The sequence below is a fragment of the Micromonospora sp. NPDC049051 genome (genome assembly GCF_043197575.1).
Classification (GTDB): domain Bacteria; phylum Actinomycetota; class Actinomycetes; order Mycobacteriales; family Micromonosporaceae; genus Micromonospora.
The window spans coordinates 327549-350063 of the sequence record NZ_JBICTL010000001.1 but is presented as its reverse complement, the minus strand read 5'-3'; the positions used below and the strand labels follow the sequence as shown (position 1 = coordinate 350063).

The window sequence follows — 22515 nt, the reverse complement described above, 5'->3', positions numbered from 1 at the left end:
CCAGCCCGAGCCCGCCGCACGCGGCGCCGCCCGCGTCCCGCAGGCCGCACCCGCACCCGCACCCGCCGCCCAGCCCTGGCCCACCCAGGACGACCCCAACCGCTCCGGCGGTTGGAACGCCGAGTCCGCACAGGACCAGGCCCACGGCTGGAACCCGGCACCGCAGCAGGACGACCCGAACCGCTCGGGCGGCTGGGCCGGCGGCACCCCTCAGCAGGACGACCCCAACCGCTCCGGCGGCTGGACCGGCGGGGGCCAGCAGCAGGAGGAGCAGCCCAACTGGGCGCCGGCCGAGCAGGCGTCGCCCGCCTGGGCACAGCCCGAGCCCGCCGCACGCGGCGCCGCCCGCGTCCCGCAGGCCGCACCCGCACCCGCACCCGCCGCCCAGCCCTGGCCCACCCAGGACGACCCGAACCGCTCCGGCGGCTGGGCCGGCGGCGGCCAGCAGCAGGACGAGCAGCCCGGCTGGGACGCCGGTGCGGAGCAGCGTCCGGGCGACGGCCGGGCCGCTTCTCACGACGACGCACCCCGGGGCGACCAGCACCAGGGTGACGAGTGGCCGGCCCGGGACGAGCGCTCCGCACGTGGTGCGGCGTCCGTGCCCGCAGCGCCCGACGACCGGGACGCCAACGGCTGGGGCGCCCCGCCGCCCGCCGCCACCCCGCCCGGTCGGGCCTCCGTGCCGGTGCCCGGCGACGGCGGGCAGCAGCCGTGGGGTGCCGCGTCGGAGCACCCGCCGCAGTGGGCCGGCAACGCCCCCGAGCGCCCGGCCGTACCGGACGTCGAGCCGTGGTCGGCGGACGAGGCGTGGGGCCGCGCGGAGGCGAACGAGCCCGCCCCTTCCCGCGCCGGCAACGGCTGGGAGCCGGAGCGGGCCGAGGAGCCGCCGATCTACCAGCCCCCACCGGGGCCCGGCATCTCGCCGGCCAACGCGGTGCCGCTCCCGCCGCAGGAGCAGCGGGTACCCGGCGCAAGCCTGGCCGCCGCCGCTGGCCCGGGCGACTTCGCCCCGCCGGCCCAGTTCGCCCCCGAGCAGCCTGGCCCGCCGGCGTACGGGCAGGAGCAGCCGGCCTGGGCCCAGGCCGGCTCCCGGCACGACGAGCCGCAGTCGCCCGCCGGCCCGGTGGTCCCCGCTCCGCGCACCTCGCCGGAGGCAGGCGGACGGGCGGGCGTCGCGTCGCCGGAGGCCGCCGAGCCGGGCGCCGGCAGCGTCTCGGCGAGCGCCTCGGTGCCGATGGCCAGCCGGGTCATGCCGCCGGCCGACCAGGACCTGCGGCCGGGTGGTACGCCCGCGCCACAGCCCCGGGTGTACGGCCGGCCGACCCGCCCCGAGCCGGCGGACGAGCCGGAGCACGACGACCCGAACGCACACCGGCCGGACCAGGGACCGGACCCGCGCTTCGACCAGGGACCGGACCCGCGCTTCGGTCAGGGACCCGACCCGCGCTTCGACCAGAGCCAGGACCCGCGCTTCGCGCAGGGGCCCGAGCTCCGGTTCGACCAGGAGCCGCGCTTCGGCCAGGCCCAGGAGAACCGGTTCGACCAGGGCCCCGAGGCCCGCTTCGACCAGGGCCAGGACAACCGCTTCGACCAGCCGGACGCCCGCTTCGACCAGCCGGACGCCCGCTTCGACGACCGGGCGCCGGGCGGAACCGCCGTCTTCGGCGCGGTCTCCCCGGTGGCGCCCGCCTCGCCGGCCGCACCCCCCGCCTTCCCGCCGGGCGTGCCCTCCTTCGTCGACGCACCGGCCAACGCCCGGCCGGTCAACGGGGTCCGGCCGCACGACAGCGCGGAGCCACCCGCCGACCCCTTCGGTACGCCGGCCGCCGGTGGCGCGGCACCCGGCTACGGCCCCGGCCCGGCCGCTGAGCCCGCGCCGGGCGGCGGGTTCCCGCCTGCCTTCCCGCCCCCGCAGCAGCCCGGCTCCTCGTGGGACCAGGGCGGCACGGACCAGGATCAGGGACGGTTCGACTCGTTCAAGCCCATCGCGGAGCCGAAGGCCGAGCCCCCCACGCCCAAGGTCCGCAACGGTCGGGTGCTCGCGGCGGTGCTCGTCGCGGCGATTCTCATCCTGGCGGTGCCGCTGGGCCTGCTCATGCTGCTCGGCAAGGTCGGCGGCGACGATCCGGCCCCGGCGTTCGACCCGGCCGTCGGCAGCTGCGTCAAGAAGTCGGGCGAGAACGCGGCGGCGGCGGAGTGTGGCGAGGCGGGCGCCTTCACCGTGGTCTCCAAGGTGGACGCCAAGGACAAGTGCGCCGACCCGAGCCAGCCGTACGTGGTGCTCCAGGGCGGCGGGGCCAACCGGGTGCTCTGCCTCAAGCCGGCAGGCCAGTAACTCACAGTGTGACGGCGGGGCCACGGTCATCCGTGGCCCCGCTGTCGTTTGCACCGCCGAGGATCAGTCGTACGGGAGCGGACTGGTCAAGGGGCCACCCCAACCCGTCCCGGTGGAGAGGTAGAAGGTGGTCTGCTCCTCAAGGGCCGCGTGGTCGGCTCGCCCGTCTCCGTTGAGGTCCGCCCACCCGTTCGCGCCGACATAGCTGTAGTTCGTGGACGGGTGCGAATAGGTGGCACCGAAACTGCTGCCGTTCGACACCGTGCAGACGCCGCGATCGTTGTTGATGCGGCAGAAGTCGAGGCGACCGTCACCGTTGAAGTCGGCCCATCCTCGGGTGACCCAGTACCCGACATCCATCGCAGGCGAAGTGATGGTCGACCCGAAGTTGGTGCCCGTCGAGAGCGTGCACTGGACCGACTTCGAGAGATTTCCGACGACCCGGCAGTAGTCGGCGCGCCCGTCGCCGTTGAAGTCAACCCAGTCGCGGCTGTCGTCCCATCCACCGTCCAGCGTGGTGGAAGTGAAGGTGGCACCGAACCCGGCGCCTGTGGAGACCGTGCACTGAAGTTTGCTGGAACCCACGACGCGGCAGTAGTCGGCCCGCCCGTCCCCGTTGACGTCCACCCAGTCCCGACCGGCGTCCCAGCCCGCGTCGAGGTTGCCCGAGGTGTAGGTGGCACCGAACCCGTTGCCCGTGGAGATCGTGCACTGCACCTTCTGGCTCCAGGTCCCGATCACCCGACAGAAGTCGGCACGCCCGTCCGCGTTGAAGTCGACCCAGGCCTGACCTGCGGTCCAGCCCGGGTCGAGCCCGCCCGACGTATGCGTCGGCCCGAAAGACGTGCCGTTCGACAGGGTGCAGGACAGGGACTTGCTTCCGGACCCGACCACACGGCAGTAGTCGGTACGACCGTCGCCGTTGAAGTCGACCCAGGCCCGCCCCTCCTTGTAACCGGGGTCGTGGTTGAACCCCGTGATCCGCTGGCCGAGGCCGGTGCCCGTGGAGAGCACACACCTCAGACCCGAACCCCCTAGATCGCAGTAATCAGTCTTCCCGTCGGCGTTGAAGTCGACCCAGGCCAGGCCGTATTGGACGTTGGTCGTTGGCGATTTGGCGTGCACGACGGCTGGCGGCGTAACGGTAATTGAACCGATGAGGAGAGCGGCGGCAAGCAGCACACGAGCCCCCCATCTTCTGAGGTTTCGGTCGTACAGCATTTTGTGGACAACCCACTTTCTGGTGCTGCGGAGATTGCGGCTACAAATGGCTCTTTCCGCCAATCAGCGGAATTCACACGCTCCGACTGGCGTCAGCACTGATGATGTCCCGACCTCTCGCCCGCACGCCTGAGTAGCGAATACTCAGATGAATGTGCCCCAGGTCACACAAGGCCCGCGGGCGGGGCTGTGGACGGACAGCGGTGTCCGGCGGCCGAGGGCATCGGCGAATGGGCGGGACGGCTACCCGTCTGGGCAGGGCGAGTCGACCGGACGTGCCGGCACCCGGGCCCGGCGCTCGATCAAGGAGGCCTGCCAGCCGGATATCCTGGCAGACCGGCCTCGTGACCCCGGTGCTGCGAACACCCGCCCAACAGGAGTTCCCGTGCCCGACGCGATGATCAGGTCGACCGCTCAGATCGGACGGCGGTGGCCACTGGTGGGTCGCGCCCACGACATCGACCGGACGATCGATCGGCTGTTGGCGCCCGAGGGGCGCGCAGTGCTGGTCACGGGGCCTACGGGAGTGGGCAAGAGCCGGGTCCTGGAGGCCGTCCTGCACCGTTGCGTGGCCAAGGGTCACCATGTGCTGCCAGCCAACGGAACCATGACGGACCATGGCGCTCCGCTCGGTGTGGCCCATCACGTGACTCCGCGGGTGGAGCCGCTGGACACCGCGTCGGCAGGAGCCCTGCACCGGCTCATCGAGAGCGTTCCTCGACCGACCGGACAGCACCTGGTGGTTCTCGCCGTCGACAACGTGAGCGGCCTGGACGAGGCCGCCGCGCGACTCGTGGGGAAGCTGGCCTCAGAACACAGGGTGCGGGTGCTGCTCGCGGCGGCGGAGACCGCGATCGGCGCGGGCCCGGTCGATGTGCTGCGCCGGACCGTACGGCTCGACCGGGTGGATCTCGCACCACTGGATTGGCAACACACCAGGCAGCTGATCTCCGCCGCGTTCGGTACCGACGTCGACGGGCTCACCGCGGACGGATTGTGGCGGCTCACCGGCGGTAACCCGCTCCTCCTGCGCGAACTGCTGCGGAACGCGGTAGAGAACGACGCGCTGACCCTCCACGATCACGTGGTGGGCTGGCGACAGGGCACGGTCGTCCGGGCCTGGGCCGGTGACGCGTTGACGGGACCGTTGGAGTCGCTGTCGACGGAGGAGACCGCAGCACTGCGATACATCGCCTACGGCGCCGGGGCTCCGGTCGACGTGATCGAACGCCTGGCCCCGATGTCGGTGATCGAACGTCTGGAGGAGCTCGGCCTCATCCGGCTCGACCCGTCCGACCCGTCCACGCCGGTCACCGTGGCCCACCCACTCACCGCCCGCACCGTCCGGACTCGGACCGGGCCGTTGCGGGCCCGGCGCGTGCACGCCGAGTTGGTCGCGGCGCTGCAGGCGACCGGGTCCCCCGACCGGGTCCGCGACGTCCTGTGGCGGCTGGCCGCCCGGTTCGAGGTTGCCGATGACGAGGTGCTGCGAGCCTCCGCGGAGGCGCTACTCGGCCACGACGCGGCCACCGCGGAGCAACTCGCACGACAGGTGCACGGGCCCGCAGCCGCCTGGCACCTCGGCCGCGCACTGCTTGCCCGGGGCAGTCATCGCTCGGCAGAGCGCTGGTTGGCCGAGGCGTACCGGAATCTGACCGATCCGGCGGCACGCGCGAACGCCGCCGCCCTGCGCGCCGTCAACCGGTGTTGGGGAATCGACGAGCCGGACAGCGCGCTCCGGATGGTCGCCGAGGCGCGGGCCGCGCTGCCCGCCGACGTCCACGCCGACCTGCTGGCGGCCGAGGCGTTCGTCATGGCCTTCGGCGGCCCGGCCGCCGAGGCGGCCGACGCGGTGGACCAGCTCTCGCAGCACCCGCCGCGCGACCCGCTCCTGGCGGGCGTGGTCCCGCCGCTCCGCCCGCGACTCCTGCTGCTGGGCGGAAGACCCGAGCGGGCCGTCGCGGAGTTCCCCACGGACCTGGACGGAAAGCCATCGATCTGGCCGGCGATGCGCGCGCTCCTCCAGGCCACTCACGTGCAGGCCCTCATCATGGCCGGTGCCGTCCGCCAAGCGGCGGACCTGGTGGGACGCTACTACCGGGACGCCGTGGAGCACGGCACGCCGGACGGGGTCGCCACCATCGCCCTCGCGGGCGGGATCTGCGCCTACTACCAGGGAAACGCCGGGCAGGCGGCACGGTGGTTGCGTGAGGCCCGTGCGCTCACCGCCGAGCGGGTCGGCTTCAGGTTCCGGGAAACCCTGCTGGCGATCGGCGTCGGTGTCGAGGCGCAACTCGGGCAGGTCGGGAAGGCACAGGAACTGCTTTCCCGACTCCGTCGGGGCGCGACGGTTCGCGCCGCTGTCGACTATGGCGCCTTCGGCGAGGTGTGGTCACTGGTCATCTCGGGCAACCGGACCGGAGCTGCCACCCTCCTACGCCGCCTGGCGGCCGAGGCGGTCAGGGCCGGGGATCTGCTGATGGCCACGGAGTTCCTGCATGTGGAGGTGCGGCTCGCCCCGTCCGCCGCCGTGGCCAGCCGGGTCCGCGAACTCGCCGCGAAGACGGACGGCAGACTCTTCGCCCTCCTCGCCGAGCACGCGGAGGCGTTGGCCCGCCGGGACGCGCGGGTACTCAACCGGGTCAGCGCCACGTTCGAGGAGCTCGGATACCGCGGTTTCGCATTGGAAGCTGCGGCCAACGGGGCGATGTTCGGTGGCGGCCGGGTCACGAACGCACTGGCCAGAAGGACCCAGCGGTTACTCGGCGAACACCAGGGCACCTGGCCGGAGTGGCTGCCCGAGCCCAGGACCGCTCCGGCTCTGACCGACCGGGAACGGCAGGTCAGCGAACTCGCCGCGACGGGTATGGACACCCCCGCGATCGCCAGGGCGCTGACCATCTCGGCGCGCACCGCCGAGAACCACCTCCATCGCGCCTACAGCAAGCTCGGCATCCATCGCCGCCACGAACTCGCCAGTGCGCTCGCCGAGGACGGTTTCGTCCTCCCCACGATCGCCCGCCAGGTCGTGTAACGGCTCCGGTCGACCTGTCGCGGCCCGTCGGCTGCCAACCAACCATCCCGTGGGACGACCGGCACCGAAATGGCGTCCGCAGCGTCGGCCCCGGCTGGCGCCGGTTCGCCCGCGTGACCAGGAACCAGACCAGGCCGCCAATGAGCGCGGCGGACGAAACGACACAGCACAGCGTGGCGATGTGTCACGGCTTGAGAGCGCCCATGCCGCGCACCGTACCGATTCGCCCCCGTCCCGAGGAGCCCCGATGCCCTACCGCGAACAGCCCATGTCCGCCGCCTGGCTGCCGCCCGGCCCGATCCCGCCAGGATGTCCGATGGCGCGATCCTGGTCCGGCGGATGAGCCTCACGCCCGACGACCCGTTGAGCCTCGGGCCGGCGAACTCGCCCGTCGTGAAACGGACGTCTGCCAGCGTCGTCCGTTGCCGGAGCGCGGTTGGCGACCGGGGGCGCGGAGTGAGCCCGCCCTGCGGGCGCTGCCGGACGAAAGCCCGGGCGCCGACCGCCTCATCCCGCTGAGCAGGCGCGACGAGGCTCCCCCGGCGGGCCGAGGATCCTTGTCTTCCGGGTCACGGAGCCCGGCTCGGCTCCAGCGAGACATGGCAGGCTGGCTGACATGGGAACGACAGCGCGCGTACGTGCCCCCGAACTGCGGGGCCGGCAGTGGCTCAACACGGGTGGGCGGAACCTGACCTTGCAGGACCTTCGAGGTCGCTGTGTCTTGTTAGATTTCTGGACCTTCTGCTGTATCAACTGCCTGCACGTGCTCGACGAGCTGCGCCCGCTGGAGGAGAAGTACGGCGACGTGCTCGTCGTGATCGGCGTGCACTCGCCGAAGTTCGAGCACGAGAAGGACCCGGACGCGCTGGCCGCCGCCGTGGAGCGGTACGGCGTGCACCACCCCGTGCTCGACGATCCCGAGCTGGACATGTGGCAGCAGTACGCGGCCCGCGCCTGGCCCACCCTCTCCGTCATCGACCCGGAGGGCTACGTGGTGGCGACCATGGCCGGTGAGGGTCACGCCGAAGGGCTCGCCCGCCTGATCGACGAGCTGATCGGCACCCACGAGGCGAAGGGCACCCTGCACCGGGGCGACGGCCCGTACGTCCCGCCGGCCGAGCCGGAGACCACGCTGCGCTTCCCGGGCAAGGCGGTGCTGTTGGCGAACGGCAACCTGCTGGTGTCCGACTCGGCCCGGCACTCGCTGGCGGAGCTGGCCGGCGACGGCGAGACGCTGGTACGTCGGATCGGGACGGGCACCCGGGGCCGGGCCGACGGTCCGGCGGGGGCGGCCACCTTCTCCGAGCCGCAGGGGCTGTGCCTGCTGCCGGCGCACACCGCCGAGGTGGCCGGCTACGACCTCGTGGTCGCCGACACCGTCAACCACCTGCTGCGCGGCGTACGGCTGGCGGACGGCGAAGTGGTGACGGTCGCCGGCACCGGCCGGCAGTGGCGCGCGACGGTCGACGACCACTCCCACGACGCGCTCTCGGTCGACCTCTCCTCCCCCTGGGACCTGGCCTGGTACGACGACAAGGTCGTCATCGCGATGGCCGGCATCCACCAGTTGTGGTGGTTCGACCCGGTGAAGCGCACCGCCGGCATGTACGCGGGCACCACCGTGGAGGCGCTGCGCGACGGCCCGCTGCCCGAGGCGTGGATGGCGCAGCCGTCGGGCCTCTCCGTCTCCGCGGACGGTGTCCGGCTCTGGGTGGCCGACAGCGAGACCAGCGCGGTCCGCTACGTCGAGAACGGCGTCATGGGCACCGCCGTCGGGCAGGGGCTCTTCGACTTCGGGCACGTCGACGGCCCGGCGTCGGCGGCGCTGCTCCAGCACCCGCTGGGGGTGTGCGCGCTGCCGGACGGCTCGGTGCTGGTCGCCGACACGTACAACGGGGCGGTGCGTCGCTTCGACCCGGCGAGCGAGCGGGTCTCGACGGTCGCGGACGGGCTGGCCGAGCCGAGCGATCTCGTGCTCACCCCGGACGGCGGGGTGCTGGTGGTGGAGTCCGCCGCGCACCGGCTGACCCGGCTGGCTCCCGGCGCGCTGTCGGCGGCCGGCGCGAGCACCGTCGACGGTCCCCGGCACCGCACCGAGCGCGAGCCCACCGACGTGGCGGCCGGCGAGGTCACCCTGGACGTGATCTTCACGCCCGCGCCGGGGCAGAAGCTCGACGAGACGTACGGTCCGTCGACGCGGCTGGTGGTGTCGGCCTCGCCGCCGGAGCTGCTGCTGGAGGGCGCCGGCACCGGCACGGAGTTGTCCCGCAGGCTGGTGGTGAACGGCGACGTGGCCGGCGGCGTGCTCCAGGTGACGGCCCAGGCGGCGACCTGCGACGCGGACGTCGAGCACGCCGCCTGCCACCTGACCCGGCAGGACTGGGGCGTACCGGTGCGGGTGGTCGACGGCGCCACGGCCCGGCTCCCGCTGGTGCTCAGGGGCCTGGACGACGCCTGACGCCCGGCCACCGCCGACGCCGGGCGGGGTCCTTCGCGGGTGGGACCCCGCTCACGCGAACGGGGTGAGCGTGACGCCGGCGTCGATCAGGGCGGCGCGCACCAGTTCGGCGCAGCGGACCGCGCCCGGGGTGTCGCCGTGCAGGCAGATCGACTCGATCGGGCACGGGACGACGCTGCCGTCGACCGCGACGACGGCCCGCTCGGTGGCCATCCGGACGGCGCGGGCGGCCACCTCCTCCGGGTCGGTCACCAGCGCCTTCGGGGCGGTGCGCGGCACCAGCGAGCCGTTGGGCAGGTAGCCCCGGTCGGCGAAGCCCTCGGCGACGGCCCGCAGCCCCGCCCCGGCGGCGAGCTGGGCGAGGACCGAGCCGGGCGGGCAGAGCAGCGGCAGCTGGTCGTCGTAGTCGCCGACGGCGGCGACCAGCGCCGCAGCCTGGACCTCGTCGCGGGCGGCGGCGTGGTAGAGCGCCCCGTGCGGCTTCAGGTAGCGGACCCGGGTGCGGAACAGCCGGCAGAACGCGTCGAGGGCCCCGAGCTGGTAGGTGACCTCGTCGCGCAGCTCCGCGAAGTCGTACGCGATGTGGCGCCGGCCGAAGCCGGCGAGGTCCCGGTAGCCGACCTGCGCGCCGACGGCCACCCCGCGCTCGGCGGCGACCTCGCAGACCCGGCGCATGGTGGACGCGTCGCCGGCGTGGAAGCCGCAGGCGACGTTGGCGGAGGTGATGAGGTCCAGCAGCGCCGCGTCGTCGCCGAGCCGCCAGAGGCCGAATCCCTCGCCGAGGTCAGCGTTGAGGTCCATGGAACCTGACCGTAGTGCCTGGGCGGGCCTGCGCGAGCGGGGTCACGTCGTCCACCACCCCGACGACGGGGTACCCGCCGGTGGTCGGGTGGTCGGCGAGGAAGACCAGCGGTTGGCCGTCCGCCGGCACCTGCACCGCGCCGAGCACGATGCCCTCGCTGGGCAGTTCCCCGGCCACCGCGCGGGGCAGCGTCGCGCCGGTGAGTCGCGCGCCGACCCGGTTGCTGACCGGGCTCACCGTGTACGCGCTGCCGAAGAGCCGGTCCAGTGCGGTCGCGGTGAACCAGTCGTCGCGGGGGCCGAGGCGCAGGGTCAGCCGCAGCTCGGTCGGGGTGGGCGCCACGACGGTGACGTCCACGCCGGCGGGCGGCCCGGTCGGTGCGCCCAGGGGCAGCCGGTCGCCGTCGCGCAGTGGCGGTGGGCCGAGCCCGGAGAGGGTGTCGGTGGCGCGGCTGCCGAGCACCGGCTCGACGGCGATCCCGCCACCGATCGCGAGCCAGTTGCGCAGGCCGTCGCGGGGTGGGTCGATGCGCAGCACCGCGCCGGCCGGCACCGGGAGTGGCCGACCGACGTCGCCGGGACGGTCGCCGACCCGTACGGCGGTCTCGGCACCGGTGACGGCGACCGCCGCCGCGCGGTGGAACCGCAGCTCGCAGCCCGTCAACGTGATCTCCAGCCCGGCTGCGGACTCGGGGTTGCCGACAAGTCGGTTGGCCAGCCGCAGCGCGGCCGGGTCGAGCGCCCCCGACCGGGGTACGCCCAGGTGCGCCCAGCCGGCCCGGCCCAGGTCCTGGACGGTGGTCAGCGCCCCGGCGCGGAGCACCTCGATCGCCCCGCTCACGCGGCCACCAGGCGTACGCGGGTGCCCGGGGTGAGTCGGGCCGGTGGGTCGGCGTGCACGTCGAAGAGGGGCGCTCCGGTGCGCCCGACGAGCAGCCAGCCGCCGGGCGAGGCCGTCGGATAGATCCCGGCGTACGGGCCGGCGAGGGCGACCGAGCCGGCCGGCACCCGGGGGCGCGGGGTGGGCAGTCGGGGCACCGCCAGTTCGGCGGGGAGCCCGGTCAGGTAGGCGAACCCGGGGGCGAAGCCACAGAAGGCCACCCGGAACGTGGTACGCCGCAGCCGGTCGACCACCGCCGGCACGTCCACGCCCCAGTGGTCGGCGACGAGGGGCAGGTCCTCCCCGTCGTACGTCACCGGAACCTCGACCTGGTCGGCGCTGGCGGCGGCCGACGCGTCGGAGGGCCCGGGGGTGCCCGGCCGGGGCTGCCAGGCGGCGATCCGCGCGGCTGTCGTCGTGGGGTCCGGCACGCCGTCGAGCAGGACGGTGGTGGCCGCCGGCACGATCTCGACGGCGGTCAGTTCGCCGTGTTCGCGCCGCCGCCACAGCTCGGCCCGCCACGCCTCCACCTGGTCGGCGCCGGCACAGTCGATCAGCAGGGCGTGCGCCCCGACGGGTCGGATCCGCATCCCGCCATACTCCCCGACCGGCGTACGGCGCCAGGGCCGGTCGGCGGCCGTCCCACGTGAGCGGACGCACTACTTGAAAGTAACCTACGGTGTCGTAACCTAAGTGCGTGACGACCTCCGCACGGCTTCGACTCAAGCCGGTCGACATCGGTAAGCCCCGGATGCGCGGCTGGCTGCACACGTACGCGTTCTTCGTCGCGCTGCTCTGCGGCATCGTGCTCAGCGCGATCGCCGCGACCCGACCGGGCTGGGCCCCGCTGGTCAGCTGCCTCGTCTACAGCCTGACGGTGTGCGGGCTCTTCGGCACCAGCGCGCTCTACCACCGACGGGTGTGGTCGGAGCGCGGCTACCAGATCATGCGCCGGATGGACCATTCGATGATCTTCGTGTTCATCGCCGGCACCTACACGCCGTTCTGCGTACTGCTGCTGCGACCCCGGCCCGCCACGATCATGCTGGCGCTGGTCTGGGGCGGCGCGCTCGCGGGCGTGGCGCTGAAGCTGGTCTGGCCGCACGCCCCGCGCTGGGTCTCCGCGCCGCTCTACCTGGCGCTCGGTTGGGTCTCGGTCGCCATGCTCCCCGACATCCTGCACCAGGGTGGCGTCACGGCCCTGGTGCTGCTCATCGTCGGCGGCGCGATCTACACCGTGGGCGCGGTCTTCTACGCGCTTCGCCGGCCCAACCCCTGGCCCACCGTCTTCGGCCACCACGAGTTCTTCCACGCCTGCACGCTCCTGGCCGCGCTCTGCCACCACATCGCCATCTACTTCGCCCTCTTCGCCTGACGCGGGCTGAAGGTGGCCGGGCGCACGTTCCACACCTGACGGACGCGTACCGGGGCCCCGCCCACGTGGCGGAGCCCCGGCAGAAGAATGCGTGCGGACGTCAGACGGTGCGGCGCGGCCGGCGCACCTCGCGGTACTCCTCCACGACCCGGTCGTCCTGCACCGGCACGACCTGCTCGGCGACCACCCGGTCCCCACGAGCGGTGGCGACCACGGTCCGACGGCGCGAGTTCCAGAAGTGGAGGGTGATCAGCAGGACGGCCACGCCGGTGAGCATCAGCACCCAGCCGACCACCGACAGGTTGAGCCAGCCGAGATCCGCCTCCACGGCGAACGCGAAGATCGCACCCATCGCGATCAGGAAGATACTGCTACCAAAGCCCATTTTCGTCGCCTCCTCGGCTGTCCCCTGGCGTTTCCTTCCGCCGCGGCCATCGGTGAGGTTGCGGCATCCATCGACTTACCCAGGCGCTCTGATCGCCAATCGGGCAAGCTGGGGACATGACGGACGCTGCCGCCCAGAGGCGCACACTGGTGCTGCTCCGGCACGCCAAGGCCGAGCCGCCCGGGGAGACACCGGACGTACAGCGCCCCCTGTCGGCGCGGGGCCAGGCCGACGCCGCGGCTGCCGGCGCGTGGCTGGCCAAGCACGGCCTGCTGCCGGACGTGGTCGTCTGCTCGGCCGCCCGGCGCACCCGCGAGACCTGGCACGGGGTGGCGATGGGCATGACCGGATCGCCGCCGGAGGGCGGTTCGGCGGGCCCCGCCCCCGTCGTGCGCTACGAGACCGGCGCGTACGAGGCCGCCCCGGAGGAGCTGCTGGGGCTGCTCCGCAACGTGGACCCGAGCGCCCGTACGGTGCTGCTGATCGCGCACAACCCGGGCATCTCGCTGCTCTCGGCGCTGCTCGACCCGGCGCGGGCGGACCGGGACGGAATGCGCACCAGCGACGTGGTGGTGCACCGGCCCGAGGTCGCCTGGCCGGAACTCGGCAACAACAGGGCGCCGATCAGCGACCGGCACACCGCACGCGCCTGAGCCGCCCGCCGGTACGCGGCGGGCGGCTCAGCTCGCGACTCGCAGACTCTCGGGCCGGCCAAGAAGGGCGGCGCGCGGTCCCAGCCCGGTCAGGACGGCGACGCGCGGTCCCAGCCCGGCCAGGACGACGACGCGCGGTCCCGGCCCGCTCAGGACGGCGGCGCGGTCGGCGGCGGCGGGTCGGGCGGCGGTGGCATCATCGCGGTCGGGTGCGAGAGCCGGTTCTCCTCGACGATGAGGGTCCGTGCCCGCTTGCGACGGTCCTGCCAGAACCAGAGCGTGGTGAGCAGGACGCCCAGCCCGGCCAGGATGAACACCCAGCCGACCGCGCGCAGGTCGACCCACCAGACGTTGGCTCTGATGGCGAAGGTCAGAATCGCGCCGATGGCGATCAGGAAGATTCCGCTACCAATGCCCATGTGCGCTGCACTCCCCCGTGCGGTGGCTCTGGGCGTTCTCTGACGTGGCCTCGCGACGGTTACCCGCCACACCGCCGGGCTACCCGGATGAGGTCTGCGAATAGCGCCCTGGACCCGCCCGCTGCCGCGCCTCGGCTGCCATCCCGGCGTGGGCACCTCCGACGCACGGCCCCAACTGCGGAGAGTAACCAGAATCGGAGAAGCCCACGCGACTACCGGAAGTCACCCATCCTCAGCACGACGAATCGGACTCTCGACCTTAATGCCGCCTCCGGGGCCATAGATAGCCCCGTTTGGCCCTCCACCCGATATAACCGAACGCCTCCTTTGCTCTGCAGCCACGGACGCAACGGACACCCTGAGTTACTGGTGCGTCTGCGGCTGCAGAGCAAAGGAGCGGAAGGGGGTGGGGTCGACCGGTCGCCCGTCGTGACGATCCGTGAGCAACCTTTGCTGGTTGCACCTGATGAGTTCGTGGGAGTACCCGACGTCCGGCACCGCCTCTGGCGGGTGCACCGCCTCTGGCGGGTGCATCGCCGCAGGGCTCGTGCACCGCCGCAGGGCGGGGCACCGCCACAGGAGCCCTTGCACGGCTGCAGAACGGGGGGCACCGCCACAGGGCGGGGGCACCGCCACAGGGCGGGGGCACCGCCACAGAGCGCGGGCGCGCACCCCTGGCGGAGCTGCACCCAGCTCAGGGGCAGGCGACGACGGACGACGACGGCCGGTGGGCTGTCGCCCACCGGCCGTCGTGCCGAGTCACCGCCGAGTCGTCCCCGGCTTCACCGCCGCGCCGCAGGGCGCCACGGCGTATGTCAGAAGGCCTCCTCCGGGAGGTCCATGATGTCCAGGTCGGTGCCCTCGATGATCCGCCGGTCGGCGCCGATGCGGGGCAACACCTCGCGGGCGAAGAACCGGGCGGCGGCCACCTTGCCGGTGTAGAACGCCTTGTCGCTGGCCGAGACCTCGCCGGCCAGGGCCTTCAGGGCCACGTCGGCCTGCTTCTGGAGCAGCCAGCCGACGACCAGGTCGCCGATTGCCAGCAGGAACCGGCGGCTGCTCAGGCCGACCTTGTAGAGCGCCCGGGTGTCGCCGCCCTGCGCCTCGCCCAGCCAGCCGGTCATCACGCCGATCATGTTCTGGATCTCGGCGAGCGCCTTGCCCAGCGCCTGCCGCTCCTCCTTGAGCTGGCCGTTGCCGGCCTCGGTGGCGATGAACTCCTGGATCTCGCCGGCGACCGCCATCAGGGCCTTGCCGTTGTCCCGGACGATCTTCCGGAAGATGAGGTCGAGGCTCTGGATCGCGGTGGTGCCCTCGTACAGGGTGTCGATCTTCGCGTCCCGGACGTACTGCTCCAGCGGGTAGTCCTGGAGGAAGCCGGAGCCGCCGAAGGTCTGCAGCGACTCGTGGCCGAGCAGCTCGTACGCCCGCTCCGAACCGACGCCCTTGACCAGCGGGAGGAGCAGGTCGTTGACCCGCTTGGCGAGCTTGGTCGCCTTCTCGTCGCCCGCCGCCTCGGCGATGGCCACCTTGTCCTGCCAGGTGGCGGTGTAGCAGACCAGGGCGCGCAGACCCTCGGCGTACGACTTCTGCAGCATCAGCGAGCGGCGCACGTCGGGGTGGTGGGTGATCGTGACGCGCGGCGCGGTCTTGTCCGCCATCTGGGTCAGGTCGGCGCCCTGCACCCGGCTCTTGGCGTACTCCAGGGCGTTCAGGTAGCCGGTCGAGAGGGTGGCGATGGCCTTGGTGCCGACCATCATCCGGGCGCTCTCGATGATCATGAACATCTGCCGGATGCCCTCGTGCTTCTCGCCCAGCAGCCAGCCCTTGGCCGGTACGCCGTGCTCGCCGAAGGTCAGCTCGCAGGTGTTGGAGACCTTCAGGCCCATCTTGTGCTCGACGTTGGTGGCGAAGACGCCGTTGCGCTCGCCCAGCTCGCCGGTGTTCTCGTCGAAGTGGTACTTCGGCACCACGAACAGGGAGAGGCCCTTGGTGCCCGGGCCGCCGACACCCTCGACGCCGACCGGGCGGGCCAGCACGTAGTGGATGATGTTGTCGCTGAGGTCGTGCTCGGCGGACGTGATGAAGCGCTTCACGCCCTCGATGTGCCAGGAGCCGTCGGGCTGCGGGATGGCGCGGGCCCGGCCGGCGCCGACGTCCGAACCGGCGTCCGGCTCGGTGAGCACCATCGTGGAGCCCCACTGCTTGTCGACGAAGAGCTTGGCCCACTTCTGCTGCTGCTCAGTGCCCTCGACCTGGAGCACGTGCGCGAAGGACGGGCCGGAGGCGTACATCCAGATGGCGGCATTGGAGCCGACGATCAGCTCGGCGAGGGACCACACCAGCGCCCGGGGCGCGTTGCTGCCGTCCAGTTCGGTCGGCAGCTCCAGCCGCCAGAACTCGGAGTTCATGTACGCCCGGTACGACTTCTTGAACGACTCCGGCAGCGGCGCGGTGTGCGTGGCCGGGTCGAAGACCGGCGGGTTGCGGTCGCTGTCCGTGTAGCTGGCGGCCAGGTCCTCGCGGGCGAGGCGGTCGACCTCGGCGAGGATGTCGCGCGCCGTGTCGACGTCCAGGTCCGTGTACGGCGCCTGGTTGAACGCCTGGTCCGCCCCGAAGACCTCGAAGAGGTTGAACTCGAGGTCCCGAAGGTTGCTCTTGTAGTGGGTCATGCTCGCTGGCCCCGCTTCCGGACAGGTGTTACCGATCAGTAACCCCGACTGTATTACCGATGGGTAGGCAGCGACAAGCCGATCTCAGAAGTGACGGCGATTACACACTTCCCGTTCGGGTTGCGAACGGACCTCCGGACCCTGCTCGGCGCGGGTCGGCTCAGCTCTCGGCCGCGCCGACCTCCCAGCTCGGTACGGCCACCGTCGCGGCGCCGCGCGAGCCCGTGTACTCCATCAGGACGAGGGCGATGTCGTCGTCGAGCCGGCCGTGGACCCACTCGACCAGGGCGGTCTCCAGCGAGGCGAGCCCGTCGCCGACGGTGCCGTGGCCGAGCAGCCGCCAGGCCCGGTCGGCGGTCGGGAAGAACTCGCCGTCCCGGCGCGCCTCGCCGAGCCCGTCGGTGAACAGCAGCAGCCGGTCGCCGGGCTCCAGGCGCTCGACCCGGGGGCGTACCACCGGCATGAAGCCGAGCGGCGGGGCGGGGGCCGGCGGTTCGAGCGGAATGACGGCGCCCCGGCGCAGCAGCAGCGGCGGCGGGTGGCCGCAGTTGACGATGGTGAGCGTTCCGCCTCGCTCCTCGACCAGCGCGGCGGTCACGAAGTCCTCGTCGCCCACGCTCCGGGCGACGGCCCGGTCCAGGTCGGTCACGATGGCCCGCAGGTCCGCCCGCTCGTACGCGACATGCCGGTACGAGCCCAACACGATGCTGGCGAGCCGGACCGCGTCGAGGCCCTTGCCCCGCACGTCTCCGATGATCATCCGCACCCCGTACGGCGTGTCGACCGCCTCGTACAGGTCGCCGCCGATCTCCGCCGTGGCGGTGGACGAGATGTACCGGGCGGCCACCGAGAGCGTGCCGACCTGCGGACCGAGCGGGCGCAGCACGGCCTGCTGGGCGACCGAGGCGAGCCGGGACAGCTCGGCGATCCGCTCGGCCTGGCGTTGCCGTACGGCTGCCGTGGCGACCGCGATCCCCGTGCCCAGCGCGATGCCCGCGACGGCGACCGCCGTGGGCAGCGCCACGGTCTCCTCGCCGAACGCGAAGGCGGCCCCCAGGGCCGTGGCGGCCAGGCCCACGCCGAGCACGATCCGCCACGACGCCAGCGCCGCGGTCAGGAACGGCGCGGCCACCATGAGCGCGATGTAGTTCGCCGGACGGCCGTCGGCCAGTTCCACGGCCGAGACGATCGCGAGCAGGACGAAGGCCGCGCCGAGTCCGGCGCGGGATCCGGGGCTCAGTGGGCCGGGGCCCGACTGGAAGGGTCGCGTGCGTACGAGGGACAGCATGCCTGATGGACGTGAGCGGGTGAATGAACCTGGCCCGTCGTCCGAGGATGTTCTGCCCACCTGGATCGCGCCACCCGGCCGTTCGCCACCCGGCGGGCGGTCAGCCCAGCACCTCGTAGCGAACCTCGACGTGGCCGGCGTCGAGCGGGGCGATGTCGGCGAACGCGGCCCGGGACAGGTCCAGGCAGCGCCCCGCGATGAACGGGCCACGGTCGTTGATGCGTACGGTCACGGACTTGCCGTTCGCCGGGTTGGTGACCCGGACCATCGTGTCGAACGGCAGGGTCTTGTGGGCGGCGGTCAGCGCGGACGGGTTGAAGTTCTCGCCGTTGGCGGTGAGCTGCCCCTCGGAGTAGAACGACGCGCCGCACGAGCCGCTGTCGACCACCGGGCGGGCGGTGCTGCTCTTCTTCGTCGCGGTGGGCTTCGGCGCGGCGGTGCGCGGCTTGCTCCGGGAGGGGGCCTGGGCGGACCGGCTCGCCTTGGGGCTCGCGGTCGCGCTCGGCGAGGCGCTGGCGCTCGGCGACGTGCCGGCGCTCGGCGGGGTGACCGGCGCGCTGGGGGCGACGCTGGTCGGCAGGTCGGTGGGCGCGAGGTCGAGCGCGGCCGGCCGGGAGGTCTCCCCGCCCGAGGTGAGCTGGACGGCGCCGACGGTGCCGCCGACGGCGAGGGCCACCCCGACCGCCGCGGTGGCCGCGATGCCGGCCGGCGAGGAGAACATGCGGGTACGGGAGTGCCTGCCAGCCACCGGTCCGGTCCTTTCGTCACCTGAACAAACCGGGTCGGACCGTAACGAGAGAAGCACATCCGAAGTCAACGTGATCACGGTGGTATGACCGTAATTGCAGTGATACGTGTACCCGATCATCCGACCCGAGGTGGACCGAGCGGTCCGGGTCGGCTCGCGTGGCGCAGGATGGTTGCATGCCCTCCGAGCTAAGCGGACGCCTCGCCGCGCTGGTCAGGTGGATCGACCCCGGCCCCGGCGCCAGCCACCTGGTCAGCGACGTCTCCGGCTGGTGGCGTGACCCGGAGGTCCTCGCCCGGCTGGGGCCGGCCCTCGTGGAGCCCTTCCGGGCCGCCCGGCCGACGGTGGTCGTCTCGCCGGCGGTCACCGGATACCTGCTCGGTCCGCTCGCCGCGACGGCGCTCGGGGTCGGCTTCGTGCCGGCGCACAAGCCGGGCGACGGCCGGCTGCCCGCCGGGGCGCTGACCTGGGCGCAGAGCCCACCGGACTTCCGTGGCCGGCGGGTCGACCTGGCCGTACGGGATCACGGCCTCGGCCAGGGCGACCGGGTGCTGGTGGTGGACGACTGGGTCGCCACCGGGGCCCAGGTCCGCGCGCTCTACGAGATCTGCGCCGCTCGGGGCGCGGAACCGGTCGGCACCGCCACGGTCGTGCTGGACTGCCCCCCGGCGCTCGCCACCGAGCTGCGCGTACGCGGGCTCATGAACGGCGCCGACCTGACTACTTGACGCCGCCTGTGCCGGTCACCTGATCTGGACGAAGTCCTCGACGGCCGTGCAGACCCGGCCGAGCGCCTCCGCCGAGCGGGCCAGCGGACCCGGCACCATCAGCGCGTGGTCGGCCTGCCCGATCTCCACCACGTACGGGGTGAGGCGGCGGGCCAGCGAGCCGTCCCAGGACGGGTCCGCCGTGCCGCCCACCAGCAGGAACGGCGCGGTGGCGCGACGCAGGCCGTCGACCACGTCGGGGACGTGCAGCAGCGGGGTCAGCCAGACGGCCGGCAGTCGGCGGTCGGCCGCGAGCGGCGTGGCCATCGAGCCGAGCGACTTGCCGACCAGCAGGTCCGTCGGCTCGGCGAGGGTCGGTGCGACCTGGCCGATCACCCACTCGACGGCCGGCCCCGGCCCCTCCCGGTCAGGGGCCAACCGCTCCGGCACCTCCCACGTGACGGCGTGCAGGGCGTAGCCGGCGCGGCGCAGCGCCTCGCCGACGTAGACGAAGAGCGGGAACCGGGTGTCGTAGCCCCGACCGGGGATGAGCACCACGCGCCTGTCCGCCATGCCGCCTCCCGATCGTCGCCCCACCCACCGTAGCGCCCGCCGCACTGACAGTGGGGGCGGAAAATGTCACGACTGCGGCCGGCGGCGACGGTACCGTCGGCGGGATGTGGCCTCGGATCGGTGGACTGCGCACCCTCGCCCTCGGCACCCCCGGTGAGCTGCGGACGCGGCTCAACACCCTGGTCCTCGCCGGAGTGAAGACGGCGACCGCCGGGCTGACCACCGAGTACGCCGAGGAGGGCGAGGAGCTGGAACACGCCGGCGAGCGGCTGGCCCTCGTCGACGACGAGGACGCGCTGGTCGGCGTCGTGGAGGTCACCGGCGTCGAGGTGGTCCGCTTCGCGGACGTGCCGTGGGACTTCGCCCGCTCCGAAGGGGAGGGTGACCGCTCCATCGAGGAGTGGCGCGCGGGCCACGCCGCCTACTGGGCGCGCGTGGGCACCCCTGTCACCGACGACAGCGAGGTCGTCTGCATCCGCTTCCGGCTGGTCTCCGGCGGCGACGGCGGGACACCCAGGCCTCGCCCGTCAGGCGCGACGCAGCTCGGGTAGCAGACGGGTGGCGACGTCCACCAGGACGGCCTCGTCACCGGCGTACCAGCTGCTGGCCCGGGGCCAGTGGGTGACCACGTCGGTGAAGCCGAGGGTGGCGGCCCGGCCGACCTGCTCGGCGAAGAACTCGGCGCTGCGCAGCGAGAAGACCGGCGCGGAGTCGAGCGAGAGGTAGCGGTCCAGGGTGCCCGGGTCGCGCCCGGCCGCGGCGAGCGTCCCGTCCATCCGGGCGGCGGCCTCGGCCACCCCACGCCACCAGCTCTCCAGGTCGTCCGCGTCCGGGCCGGTGGTGATCCAGCCCTGGCCGAACCGTGCCGCCAGCCGCATCGACCGGGGCCCGTTGGCAGCCATCACGAACGGCACCCGGGGCGTCTGCACGCAGCCCGGGTTGTTGCGGGCGTCCACGGCGGAGAACCACTCCCCGCGCCAGGTGGTGCCGTCCTCGCGCAGGATGAGGTCGAGCAGCTCGGTGAACTCCGCGAACCGGTCCACCCGCTGCCGTGGCGGCAGCGTCTCCCCGCCCAGTACGGCCGAGTCGAAGCCGATCCCGCCGGCACCGAGGCCGAGCAGCAGCCGCCCGTCGGAGACGTCGTCGAGCGCGGTGACCTGCCGGGCGAACGCCGCCGGGTGACGGAAGTTCGGCGAGGCGACCAGCGTGCCGAGCCGGATCCGGGAGGTCACCGTCGCGGCGGCGGTCAGCGTGGTCACGGAGTCGAACCAGGGTCCGTCGACCAGGTCCCGCCAGCCCAGATGGTCGTACGTCCAGGCGTGGTCGAAGCCCCACTCGTCCGCCTGCCGCCAGCGGCGCCGCGAGTCGGACCAACGCTGGTCGGGAAGGATCACGATGCCAATCCGCATGATCGCCAGCCTAGAGCCGCCGCTGCCCGGAAGCGCGCCCGCAAGGGGTTGACCATATATCGATGATCTGAATATGGTGCCGATCGTGACCGCGATGCGTGAGCCGACCTTCCTGATCCTCACCGCGCTCGCCGGTGCCCCCCGGCACGGCTACGGCATCATCCGGGAGGTCACCGCTCTCTCCGCGCAGCGCGTCACCCTGCTGCCCGGCACCCTCTACGCCGCGTTGGACCGGTTGCACGCACAGGGGCTCGTCGCGCCCGACCGCGAGGAGACCGTCGACGGTCGGGTCCGCCGCTACTACCGCCTCACCCCGGACGGGATCCGCGCCCTGGACGCCGAGACCGCCCGGCTGCGCCAGCTCGCCACCGCCGCCGAGACCCGACTGCGCGCGCTGCGCCCCGGCACCGCCTGACCGCCCCCGTACCGATCGAGAGGACAGCCATGCCCACGACCGGCGACCGGCTCGCCCGCCGCTACCGACGGCTGCTGTTCTGCCATCCCCGCGCCTACCGGCGGGCCCGGGCCGACGAGATGGTCGGGGTCCTGCTGGACGCGGCGCCTCCGGGCCGCACCCGGCCCACGCCGCGCGAGGCCGCCAACCTGATCCGGCATGGCCTGCGCTGCCGGCTGGGACGACCAGCCAGCCGTACGGTCGGCGTCTGGGCCACCCTCACCGCCGTCAGCTGCGGCCTGTTCACCGCCGCCCTCGCCACCCGCGCCGCCTGGGAGACCTCTGCGCCGTTGCCCGACCGGGCCGAGACCGCCGCCGTCTTCACCGTCGTGCTGCCCGGTCACGACCTCGGTGACGTCGAGCTGGCGCCGGCGCTCTTCACCTTCTACAGCCAGCCACTCACCGTGCGGGCGCTCGACAACCTGCTGCTCGGCGACGGCGGCGAATACCAGCAGAGCGAGGTCGTGGCCGGCACCGCCGGCGCACCCCGGATGCCCGCCGACGAGACGCTCGCGCTCGCGCAGCGGCGCCTGCGGGAGACCGGCTGGCAGGTGTACGCCCCGACGGTGCGCAGCGCCCTGGGCTGCGTCGACAAGACGTGCGCCCCGCTCGTCACGACCACCGACACCACCGTGCTCGCCCGACGCGGCGACACGGTCCTCCAGCTGCATGTGGCCGCCCCGCCGTCGCCCGACGGCGGCAACCTGTCGCTGACGCTGAGCCGGGCGGCTCCCCCGGCCGTGCTGCCGGCCGGGGTCGCGGGCGGACTGCTCGGCGCGGCCCTCGGCTGGCTGGTCTTCGGGTGGGCCAGCCGGCGCACCGAGGCGGCGCGCCGCACCCCGGGAACGGTCGGCGTCCTGCTCGGGGTCACCCTGTTCCTCTGGTGGGCGCCCGTCCTGCTGACCGCCCCCGACCTGCTCGGTCACCACCGCGCCCAGCCGCACCCCACCTGGCATCCGTTGTGGGAGTGGCTGGGTCAGCCGGCGGGTTCGCTGCTCTTCGTGGTGGGCGCGGCGAGCGCGCTGCTGACGCTGGCCCTGGCCGCCGCACCGCGGCGCGATCCACTGCCGACGGCCGCCGTCGGCTGACCGCCGTCCCCGGCA

20 protein-coding genes are annotated in these 22515 nt (G+C 73.2%); 9 read left to right on the top strand and 11 right to left on the bottom strand.

The window, feature by feature from the left end:
* Nucleotides 1-2335, top strand: a 2335-nt coding sequence (locus ACGFIR_RS01670; protein ID WP_393142648.1) for a hypothetical protein, incomplete at its 5' end; no start/stop codon positions are given.
* Between the two features lie 63 nt (nucleotides 2336-2398).
* Here the strand turns inward: ACGFIR_RS01670 and ACGFIR_RS01665 are convergent.
* Nucleotides 2399-3517 carry an FG-GAP repeat domain-containing protein gene (locus ACGFIR_RS01665; RefSeq protein WP_393004977.1) on the bottom strand — a complete coding sequence of 373 codons (1119 nt, stop codon included), beginning with the start codon at nucleotides 3515-3517 and terminating at the stop codon, nucleotides 2399-2401.
* Nucleotides 3518-3704: 187 nt separating this feature from the next.
* Here ACGFIR_RS01665 and ACGFIR_RS01660 point away from each other — a divergent pair, with 187 nt between their 5' ends.
* A complete protein-coding gene (locus ACGFIR_RS01660; protein WP_393142646.1) occupies nucleotides 3705-6590 on the top strand; it encodes a LuxR C-terminal-related transcriptional regulator in 2886 nt (961 codons plus the stop codon).
* A 616-nt stretch (nucleotides 6591-7206) separates the two neighbouring features.
* Nucleotides 7207-9048, top strand: coding sequence for an NHL domain-containing thioredoxin family protein (locus tag ACGFIR_RS01655; RefSeq protein WP_393142644.1), 1842 nt, complete (start codon nucleotides 7207-7209; stop codon nucleotides 9046-9048).
* 51 nt (nucleotides 9049-9099) lie between these two features.
* Here ACGFIR_RS01655 and ACGFIR_RS01650 read toward each other — a convergent pair whose 3' ends face one another.
* The 3 genes from ACGFIR_RS01650 to ACGFIR_RS01640 are packed head-to-tail and all read right to left on the bottom strand — an operon-like array spanning nucleotide 9100 to nucleotide 11319.
* Nucleotides 9100-9849 carry a LamB/YcsF family protein gene (locus ACGFIR_RS01650; RefSeq protein WP_393004981.1) on the bottom strand — a complete coding sequence of 250 codons (750 nt, stop codon included), beginning with the start codon at nucleotides 9847-9849 and terminating at the stop codon, nucleotides 9100-9102.
* Nucleotides 9833-10690: a biotin-dependent carboxyltransferase family protein gene (locus ACGFIR_RS01645; RefSeq protein WP_393142642.1), complete on the bottom strand. Its 858-nt coding sequence runs from the start codon at nucleotides 10688-10690 to the stop codon at nucleotides 9833-9835. The genes ACGFIR_RS01650 and ACGFIR_RS01645 overlap by 17 nt, the downstream gene beginning before the upstream one ends.
* Nucleotides 10687-11319 (bottom strand): allophanate hydrolase subunit 1, encoded by a 633-nt coding sequence (locus tag ACGFIR_RS01640; RefSeq protein WP_393004985.1) that lies wholly within the window; start codon nucleotides 11317-11319, stop codon nucleotides 10687-10689. The genes ACGFIR_RS01645 and ACGFIR_RS01640 overlap by 4 nt, the downstream gene beginning before the upstream one ends.
* Before the next feature lie 107 nt (nucleotides 11320-11426).
* Between ACGFIR_RS01640 and ACGFIR_RS01635 the strand changes: the two genes are divergently transcribed.
* A complete protein-coding gene (locus ACGFIR_RS01635) occupies nucleotides 11427-12104 on the top strand; it encodes a hemolysin III family protein (RefSeq protein ID WP_393004987.1) in 678 nt (225 codons plus the stop codon).
* Between the two features lie 100 nt (nucleotides 12105-12204).
* Here ACGFIR_RS01635 and ACGFIR_RS01630 read toward each other — a convergent pair whose 3' ends face one another.
* On the bottom strand, nucleotides 12205-12489 hold the full coding sequence (locus ACGFIR_RS01630) for a DUF6458 family protein (protein ID WP_393142640.1): 285 nt from the start codon (nucleotides 12487-12489) through the stop codon (nucleotides 12205-12207).
* Nucleotides 12490-12605: 116 nt separating this feature from the next.
* On the opposite strand from ACGFIR_RS01630, the gene ACGFIR_RS01625 reads away from it, so the two are divergent.
* Complete coding sequence (locus ACGFIR_RS01625; RefSeq protein ID WP_393004991.1) at nucleotides 12606-13142, top strand: SixA phosphatase family protein; 537 nt, start codon at nucleotides 12606-12608, stop codon at nucleotides 13140-13142.
* Between the two features lie 149 nt (nucleotides 13143-13291).
* On the opposite strand, the gene ACGFIR_RS01620 is transcribed toward ACGFIR_RS01625, so the two are convergent.
* From ACGFIR_RS01620 to ACGFIR_RS01605, 4 genes are all read right to left on the bottom strand, one after another.
* Entirely contained in the window at nucleotides 13292-13561 is a 270-nt protein-coding gene (locus ACGFIR_RS01620; RefSeq protein WP_013730795.1) for a DUF6458 family protein, read from the bottom strand.
* A gap of 815 nt (nucleotides 13562-14376) precedes the next feature.
* Nucleotides 14377-16233: an acyl-CoA dehydrogenase gene (locus tag ACGFIR_RS01615; protein WP_393142638.1), complete on the bottom strand. Its 1857-nt coding sequence runs from the start codon at nucleotides 16231-16233 to the stop codon at nucleotides 14377-14379.
* Nucleotides 16234-16393: 160 nt separating this feature from the next.
* Nucleotides 16394-17521, bottom strand: a complete 1128-nt coding sequence (locus ACGFIR_RS01610; RefSeq protein WP_393004995.1) for a PP2C family protein-serine/threonine phosphatase — start codon at nucleotides 17519-17521, stop codon at nucleotides 16394-16396.
* A gap of 100 nt (nucleotides 17522-17621) precedes the next feature.
* A complete protein-coding gene (locus ACGFIR_RS01605; protein ID WP_393142636.1) occupies nucleotides 17622-18269 on the bottom strand; it encodes a septal ring lytic transglycosylase RlpA family protein in 648 nt (215 codons plus the stop codon).
* 176 nt (nucleotides 18270-18445) lie between these two features.
* On the opposite strand from ACGFIR_RS01605, the gene ACGFIR_RS01600 reads away from it, so the two are divergent.
* Nucleotides 18446-18997, top strand: a complete 552-nt coding sequence (locus ACGFIR_RS01600; RefSeq protein ID WP_393142634.1) for a phosphoribosyltransferase family protein — start codon at nucleotides 18446-18448, stop codon at nucleotides 18995-18997.
* A 15-nt stretch (nucleotides 18998-19012) separates the two neighbouring features.
* On the opposite strand, the gene ACGFIR_RS01595 is transcribed toward ACGFIR_RS01600, so the two are convergent.
* Nucleotides 19013-19549 (bottom strand): alpha/beta hydrolase, encoded by a 537-nt coding sequence (locus ACGFIR_RS01595; RefSeq protein WP_393142632.1) that lies wholly within the window; start codon nucleotides 19547-19549, stop codon nucleotides 19013-19015.
* A 104-nt stretch (nucleotides 19550-19653) separates the two neighbouring features.
* Here ACGFIR_RS01595 and ACGFIR_RS01590 point away from each other — a divergent pair, with 104 nt between their 5' ends.
* Nucleotides 19654-20100: an ASCH domain-containing protein gene (locus ACGFIR_RS01590; protein ID WP_393142630.1), complete on the top strand. Its 447-nt coding sequence runs from the start codon at nucleotides 19654-19656 to the stop codon at nucleotides 20098-20100.
* Here ACGFIR_RS01590 and ACGFIR_RS01585 read toward each other — a convergent pair.
* Nucleotides 20077-20958 (bottom strand): LLM class flavin-dependent oxidoreductase, encoded by an 882-nt coding sequence (locus ACGFIR_RS01585; RefSeq protein ID WP_393142628.1) that lies wholly within the window; start codon nucleotides 20956-20958, stop codon nucleotides 20077-20079. The two genes, ACGFIR_RS01590 and ACGFIR_RS01585, sit on opposite strands and share 24 nt — an antisense overlap.
* A gap of 94 nt (nucleotides 20959-21052) precedes the next feature.
* Between ACGFIR_RS01585 and ACGFIR_RS01580 the strand changes: the two genes are divergently transcribed.
* Both ACGFIR_RS01580 and ACGFIR_RS01575 read left to right on the top strand, forming a co-directional pair.
* Nucleotides 21053-21373, top strand: a complete 321-nt coding sequence (locus ACGFIR_RS01580; RefSeq protein WP_393143700.1) for a PadR family transcriptional regulator — start codon at nucleotides 21053-21055, stop codon at nucleotides 21371-21373.
* 29 nt (nucleotides 21374-21402) lie between these two features.
* On the top strand, nucleotides 21403-22500 hold the full coding sequence (locus tag ACGFIR_RS01575; protein ID WP_393142626.1) for a hypothetical protein: 1098 nt from the start codon (nucleotides 21403-21405) through the stop codon (nucleotides 22498-22500).
* Nucleotides 22501-22515 lie beyond the last annotated feature (15 nt).

Coding starts and splice junctions, on each gene's coding strand:
- ACGFIR_RS01660 (WP_393142646.1), top strand. CDS start 3,705: ATGAATGTGCCCCAGGTCACACAAGGCCCGCGGGCGGGGCTGTGGACG.
- ACGFIR_RS01655 (WP_393142644.1), top strand. CDS start 7,207: ATGGGAACGACAGCGCGCGTACGTGCCCCCGAACTGCGGGGCCGGCAG.
- ACGFIR_RS01650 (WP_393004981.1), bottom strand. CDS start 9,849: ATGGACCTCAACGCTGACCTCGGCGAGGGATTCGGCCTCTGGCGGCTC.
- ACGFIR_RS01640 (WP_393004985.1), bottom strand. CDS start 11,319: ATGCGGATCCGACCCGTCGGGGCGCACGCCCTGCTGATCGACTGTGCC.
- ACGFIR_RS01630 (WP_393142640.1), bottom strand. CDS start 12,489: ATGGGCTTTGGTAGCAGTATCTTCCTGATCGCGATGGGTGCGATCTTC.
- ACGFIR_RS01625 (WP_393004991.1), top strand. CDS start 12,606: ATGACGGACGCTGCCGCCCAGAGGCGCACACTGGTGCTGCTCCGGCAC.
- ACGFIR_RS01620 (WP_013730795.1), bottom strand. CDS start 13,561: ATGGGCATTGGTAGCGGAATCTTCCTGATCGCCATCGGCGCGATTCTG.
- ACGFIR_RS01615 (WP_393142638.1), bottom strand. CDS start 16,233: ATGACCCACTACAAGAGCAACCTTCGGGACCTCGAGTTCAACCTCTTC.
- ACGFIR_RS01610 (WP_393004995.1), bottom strand. CDS start 17,521: ATGCTGTCCCTCGTACGCACGCGACCCTTCCAGTCGGGCCCCGGCCCA.
- ACGFIR_RS01600 (WP_393142634.1), top strand. CDS start 18,446: ATGCCCTCCGAGCTAAGCGGACGCCTCGCCGCGCTGGTCAGGTGGATC.
- ACGFIR_RS01595 (WP_393142632.1), bottom strand. CDS start 19,549: ATGGCGGACAGGCGCGTGGTGCTCATCCCCGGTCGGGGCTACGACACC.
- ACGFIR_RS01590 (WP_393142630.1), top strand. CDS start 19,654: ATGTGGCCTCGGATCGGTGGACTGCGCACCCTCGCCCTCGGCACCCCC.
- ACGFIR_RS01585 (WP_393142628.1), bottom strand. CDS start 20,958: ATGCGGATTGGCATCGTGATCCTTCCCGACCAGCGTTGGTCCGACTCG.
- ACGFIR_RS01580 (WP_393143700.1), top strand. CDS start 21,053: ATGCGTGAGCCGACCTTCCTGATCCTCACCGCGCTCGCCGGTGCCCCC.
- ACGFIR_RS01575 (WP_393142626.1), top strand. CDS start 21,403: ATGCCCACGACCGGCGACCGGCTCGCCCGCCGCTACCGACGGCTGCTG.